Raw genomic sequence first — 3,366 nt, forward strand, 5'->3', positions numbered from 1 at the left:
TTTGCGTTCGCCACTGATAATTACAGAGGTTGTCACATCACCATAGCGGTCAGGAAGATTGGCGTAATACTTTAAAATATTTTCTAGGGTTTCACGCCATTGTTCTAAACGTTGATTGGTGGTTTCCATTCGATAATTTCCTCAAAATTTACACCGAAAAAAAGTACTGGAACTAAAACCAGGACTGCGATTAACGACAACTGGCTTTACTTTAATTTATCAAAAAAATGAATGATTATACTGAAAACTTCCCTTTAGACAAAGAGTTAACCTTAAGCGAGTCCTCCAATCCCTTAACCATTCCCACAACTTCCCTATCCCTCACCAAACAAAACGACCAAATCATCGAATGTCGTCTTACCTTCCACGTAACTCCCGAACTTTATCACCGCATCGACACCGAAAAACTATTCAACCTCAAACCAGAAGTACGGGCACCCATGAGTGGTGGTAACTTTCTCCCCAGTGGTGATATCCAAATTGAAACCACTCTCCAACCGGATTTACTGCCACAGCTATTAGAAAAGGCTTCCACCGCAGAAGAAGCTGCTAACTACCTGCTTCAGCTTTGTCAACAACCCGAAAACCCCTTAACAAACAAACTACTCAACACCGAAAGCTGGCTATGCTTATCCGTCAAACAACAACAACCAAACGGTGAAGTGGGTTATAACACCTTCTGGAACTACCTTAATCCTTCCACCATTAACGACCCAGAAGCCACCAGCGAAGAACTTTCCGCAGGAATTGTTAACTTTTTCCAAGAATGGACCCAAGCAAATTTAGCTGAAGCTACCCAAAACGCTACCTCTGAATTTCTTGAGGGAATTAGCAGCGTTTTCAACGAATTAGTTGATGAAACATTCTCTGAAACGGAAGAAGATACCACCACAAACCAATCAATATTTACGGCAATAGTTAACTTTTTTGAATCAGATCAATGGCAATTTGTCAAGATACCAGAAACATCAGCCTTGCGTCTTTTATTTCGGGGTGAAAACGGACAATGGACTTGCTACGCCCAAGCCAGAGAAGAACACAGACAATTCGTTTTTTATTCAATTTGTCCCGTTAAGACTCCAGAAAACAAGCGCTTAGCCATCACAGAATTTATCACTCGCGCCAACTATGGCATGATTATGGGTAATTTTGAATTCGATTTCGACGATGGAGAAATCCGCTACAAAACCAGCATTGATGTAAAAGAGGACAATCTTAGTTTTGCTTTAATTAAACCAATCGTTTACGCTAACGTCATGACAATGGATGAATATTTACCAGGAATTATGGCAGTAATTGAATCAGAGGTGGAAGTGAAAGAAGCGATTTTGCGGATTGAGGGTTAAGACAGAAATAGGCTTACCAAGATAATTCACCAGCAAGTTTCAAAACAGCCATTCGTGTGGAGTAATCAAGACGAAATACTAGAGCAGCTAATTCATTCGCCACAGCTTGAGGTACAATAACCGATCCATAAAGTTGTGGTAGTAAATCCAGTAAATTTGTTTGATAGAGATATTGAATTGGTGAGGTATCAGCAATCACATTAGGCATTCGCTAAATCCTCTGTTAATTCCGCTTCTGTTAATCTGAAAGTGTTGATACCATAGTCACTCAACTTAGATAAAAAAACTACTCGCTCAATACCAGCTAGTTGAGCAGCAGCACCAGAGGAAAGTTTACCTAATTCATAAAGTTTCATCGCAGCACTTAAACATAATTCTTGTCCTAGTTTGGTGTTAGGTTTAAAGCCTGTGCGGTTTCTTCTGGAACAGATAGGGTAACTTGATACATAATCAAGGGGAAAGCTACTTTGCTATAACTATAGCATTTATTTAATAAGTAAGGTATAGCGTTTCTTGCAGTTATGAGGTACGCTTATCAACTTCAAAGTCCCCCTTATTAAGGGGGATTTAGGGGGATAATAGGTACCTTATGGGATATAGAATTGCTATATAGTCCGTAGGGAGCATGTCAGTGCTATGAGGTACACAATTCATGGATTTTAGGGAACAGGGAACAGGTAAGAAGGTAAAAATTATTTGCACCTCATTAGGATAAAAAACGCTATATTAACTTTAACAAGGATAACTGTGAGGTGCGCAATGGATCTACACAAATCTAAAACTATACTCTTGAGTAGCATACTCTTGGCATACTTGAGTCTCAATGCTTGTAATGAACAACAGACACCGCCACCAGATACATCCACTTCCTCTCCATCTCCTATAACAGAAGTAGAAATATCCCCAACTCCTACCCAAACTCAAACTACTCCTAAGCAAAAAAACGTTAAGGTTTTTTTTCCCAAGCAACCTCAAAGTAATCAGGATTTTAGGTATGTGGAACCTGTAGTCAGAAGCACCACTAGTCGTGCAGTGGCTACTTTTGCCATTGAACAGTTGATTATTGGTCCGACCAAAGCAGAAACTAAAATTGGTTTCACCGAAGCACTACAACTTAAGGGTCAATCCAACTGTGGCAAAGATTTTACCCTCTCTATTGCAGCAGAAACCGCCACCCTCAAGTTTTGCCGTGCCATTCCTTCCCCTGGGGTAGGCTATGATGCCAGAGCTACCAGTGCTATTGAATCTACCCTCAAACAGTTCTCAACTATCAAATCGGTAGTTATCCTCAACAAAGACGGCAATTGTTTTGGGGACTTAAGTGGTGAAAACCTCTGTTTGAAGACTGGGAGCAAGGGAGAAAGACTTTCTACTAAATCTAAAATAGCAATTAATGGCATTGGCCCCATCACCGTGGGCATGACGCTGGAAGAAGCATCCCAGGCTGGCCAAGTTAAACTACTGCCAGAAGACGCTAGTAGTCGAAGAGACTATGGTTGCTTAATATCTCAGCCAGAAGGCATAGAAAATCTGTGGTTTATGGCAATAGAAGGAAAAATTGCCAGGGTAGACACACGTTCTCCCCAGATTAGCACCATTAGCGGTATCAAAGTGGGGGATAAATTAGAGAAAGTCATGTCTGTATATGGTAACAAAATAGAACTTGAACCCCATCAATATGTACCGGGTGGTAAATATGCAACCTTCGTACCAACGGATAGTTCAGATAAAAATTATCGATTGATTTTTGAAACCAATCCAGAGGGTAAGGTAACTACTTTCCGCGCTGGTAAACTACCGGAAGTGGCATGGGTAGAAGGATGTTTTTAACTCAACATTAGAGATAAGTTAGGTTATGAAAATCTTAAAGGTTCTCAAAAACGGCATGGACTTCAAATTCGACCAAGCGTTGAAAGTCCTGTGCGCTTTGTTGGTAGCGGCACAACTGTTTTTATAGCAGTCGCCAGGGCAGTTAGGACATGACAAAAGTCTCACACCCTTTGTAAGCGCAAGAGTTTGA

At 40.8% G+C, this 3,366-nt stretch carries 3 protein-coding genes and 1 pseudogene; 2 read left to right on the forward strand and 2 right to left on the reverse strand.

Translation table 11 applies throughout. From position 1 onward, the window contains the following. Positions 1–227 precede the first annotated feature (227 nt). Positions 228–1,346: a type III secretion system chaperone family protein gene (locus F6K20_RS30435; RefSeq protein ID WP_008178095.1), complete on the forward strand. Its 1,119-nt coding sequence runs from the start codon at positions 228–230 to the stop codon at positions 1,344–1,346. Positions 1,347–1,359: 13 nt separating this feature from the next. Here the strand turns inward: F6K20_RS30435 and F6K20_RS30440 are convergent, their stop codons facing one another. Together F6K20_RS30440 and F6K20_RS40935 are read right to left on the reverse strand one after the other, a co-directional pair. Further along, positions 1,360–1,554: a PIN domain-containing protein gene (locus F6K20_RS30440; protein WP_008178093.1), complete on the reverse strand. Its 195-nt coding sequence runs from the start codon at positions 1,552–1,554 to the stop codon at positions 1,360–1,362. Continuing rightward, positions 1,547–1,794, reverse strand: a pseudogene (locus F6K20_RS40935) (UPF0175 family protein). The gene F6K20_RS30440 and the pseudogene F6K20_RS40935 overlap by 8 nt, the downstream one beginning before the upstream one ends. Positions 1,795–2,105: 311 nt before the next feature. On the opposite strand from F6K20_RS40935, the gene F6K20_RS30450 reads away from it, so the two are divergent. Continuing rightward, positions 2,106–3,176 carry a hypothetical protein gene (locus tag F6K20_RS30450; protein ID WP_008178089.1) on the forward strand — a complete coding sequence of 357 codons (1,071 nt, stop codon included), beginning with the start codon at positions 2,106–2,108 and terminating at the stop codon, positions 3,174–3,176. Positions 3,177–3,366 lie beyond the last annotated feature (190 nt).

Source organism: Moorena sp. SIO2C4 (assembly GCF_010672485.1).
Lineage (GTDB): Bacteria > Cyanobacteriota > Cyanobacteriia > Cyanobacteriales > Coleofasciculaceae > Moorena > Moorena producens.

Coding starts and splice junctions, on each gene's coding strand:
- F6K20_RS30440 (WP_008178093.1), bottom strand. CDS start 1,554: ATGCCTAATGTGATTGCTGATACCTCACCAATTCAATATCTCTATCAA.
- F6K20_RS30435 (WP_008178095.1), top strand. CDS start 228: ATGAATGATTATACTGAAAACTTCCCTTTAGACAAAGAGTTAACCTTA.
- F6K20_RS30450 (WP_008178089.1), top strand. CDS start 2,106: ATGGATCTACACAAATCTAAAACTATACTCTTGAGTAGCATACTCTTG.